The sequence below is a fragment of the Kineococcus vitellinus genome (assembly GCF_009906315.1).
Lineage (GTDB): Bacteria > Actinomycetota > Actinomycetes > Actinomycetales > Kineococcaceae > Kineococcus > Kineococcus vitellinus.
On the sequence record NZ_JAAALL010000472.1, the window covers coordinates 1 to 2,079 of the forward strand.

2 protein-coding genes are annotated in these 2,079 nt (G+C 79.6%); both read left to right on the forward strand.

The genetic code is table 11. From position 1 onward, the window contains the following. The coding region (murQ, locus tag GTQ99_RS22555) for an N-acetylmuramic acid 6-phosphate etherase (protein ID WP_205708054.1) at window positions 1-902 on the forward strand (902 nt) is incomplete at its 5' end. A gap of 14 nt (window positions 903-916) precedes the next feature. Next, window positions 917-2,077, forward strand: coding sequence for an anhydro-N-acetylmuramic acid kinase (locus GTQ99_RS22560; protein ID WP_166617910.1), 1,161 nt, complete (start codon window positions 917-919; stop codon window positions 2,075-2,077). The last annotated feature ends 2 nt before the right edge of the window (window positions 2,078-2,079 follow it).

Consider the following 2,079-nt stretch of genomic DNA (forward strand, 5'->3'; position numbering starts at 1 on the left):
GGCCGGAGGACCTGGACGCGCTGGCCACCGAGTCCTCCGGCGAGCTCGGCCCGCAGCTGGAGGCGCTCTCGACGCTCGAGCTGGTGCGGCTCGTGGGCGAGGGCGACGCGCGCGTGGCGGCCGCCGTGGCCGCCCAGCACGAGGCCGTCGCCGCCGCCGTCGACGCGATCGCCGAGCGCATGGCCCGCGGCGGTCGGCTGCTGCACGTGGGCGCCGGCACCTCCGGCCGCCTCGGCGTCCTGGACGCCTCCGAGGTGCCGCCGACCTTCGGCACCCCGCCCGGTCTCGTCGTCGGGATCGTCGCCGGCGGGCCCGCCGCGCTCGTGGCGGCCGTCGAGGCCGCCGAGGACGACCCGGCGGCCGGGGCCGCCGCCCTCGACGAGGTCGGCGCCGGGCCGCTGGACAGCGTCGTCGGCATCGCCGCCAGCGGGCGCACGCCCTTCGTGCTGGGCGCCCTGGAGCGCGCCGGGCAGCTCGGCTGCCTGCGCGTCGGCGTCTCCTGCAACACCGCCACGCCCGTCAGCGCCCGCAGCGACGTCGCCATCGAGGTCGTCGTCGGCCCCGAGGTCGTGCGCGGCTCGACCCGGCTGCGGGCGGGCACGGCGACGAAGATGGTGCTCAACACGCTGAGCACGCTGGTGATGGTCCGCCTCGGCAGGACCTACGGCAGCCTCATGGTCGACGTGCGGGCCACCAACGCCAAGCTGCGCCGGCGGGCGCTGCGCATCGTGACCGCCGCGAGCGGGGCCGGCGACGAGCAGGCCCGCGCCGCCCTGGACGCGGCCGACGGGCACGCCGGGACGGCCGTCGCGATGCTGCGCCTGGGCGTGGACGCCCCGGCCGCGCGCGCCGCGCTGCAGCGCGCCGGCGGATCGCTGGCCCGGGCGCTGGGCGAGCTGTGACGCGCGTCCTCGGGATGATCTCCGGGACCTCCCACGACGGCATCGACGTGGCCGTCGTGGACTTCCGCCTCGAGGGCGACGTGCTGCACGCCCGGCTGGGCCACCGCGGCAGCGTCCCGTACTCGCCGGACCTGCGCGCCGCCCTGGTGCGGGCGCTGCCGCCCGCGCGCCTGAGCGCGCAGGAGCTGTGCGCGCTGCAGGTGCGCATCGGCCAGGAGTTCGCCGCCGCCGCGGCGGCGGTCCCCGAGCCCTTCGACCTCGTCTGCTCGCACGGGCAGACGCTGTACCACTGGGTCGAGGACGGCCGGGCCCGCGGCACCCTGCAGGTGGGCCAGCCGGCCTGGACCGCCGAGGCCACCGGCGTCCCCGTCGTGGCGGACCTGCGCACCGCGGACGTGGCCGCCGGCGGGCACGGCGCCCCGCTGGTGCCGCTGCTGGACCGGCTGCTGCTGGCCCCGCACGTGGCCGCCGGCGAGCGCGTCGCCGCGCTCAACCTCGGCGGCATCGCCAACGCCACCGTCTGCGGCCCGGGCGCCGAGCCGGTGGCCTTCGACACCGGCCCCGCCAACGCCCTCGTGGACGCCGCCGTCGCCGCCGACCCCGCCACGCCGGAGGTCTTCGACCGCGACGGCGCGCTCGCCGCCGCCGGCACCGTCGACGCGCAGCTGCTGCGGGCCCTGCTCGCCGAGCCGTACTACGCGCTGCCCGCACCCAAGAGCTCGGGCAAGGAGCTCTTCCACGCCGGGTACGTGCCGGCGGTGCTGGCGCGCACCGGGCTGCGGCCGGCGCTGCCCGACCTCGTCGCCACCCTCACCGAGCTGACCGCCCGCACGGTGGCGCAGGCGCTCACCGCGGCCGGTGCGCAGCGGGTGTTCGCCTCCGGCGGCGGGGTGCGCAACCCCGCCCTGGTGGCCGCGCTCGGCGCCCACCTGCCGCCCGGCGCGCTGGCGCGCAGCGAGGACCTCGGCTGCCCCGCCGACGAGAAGGAGGCCGTCGCGTTCGCGCTGCTCGGCTGGGCGCACGCGCACGGCCTGCCCGGCAACGTGCCCTCCTGCACCGGCGCCGCCGGCGGGCGGGTCCTCGGCGCGCTCACCCCGGGCACCCGCACCGGCGCCGACCGGTGGCGGCCCCCGCCGCCGCTCGCGCGCTGGCCCGGCGCCCTCGTGCTGTCCTGACC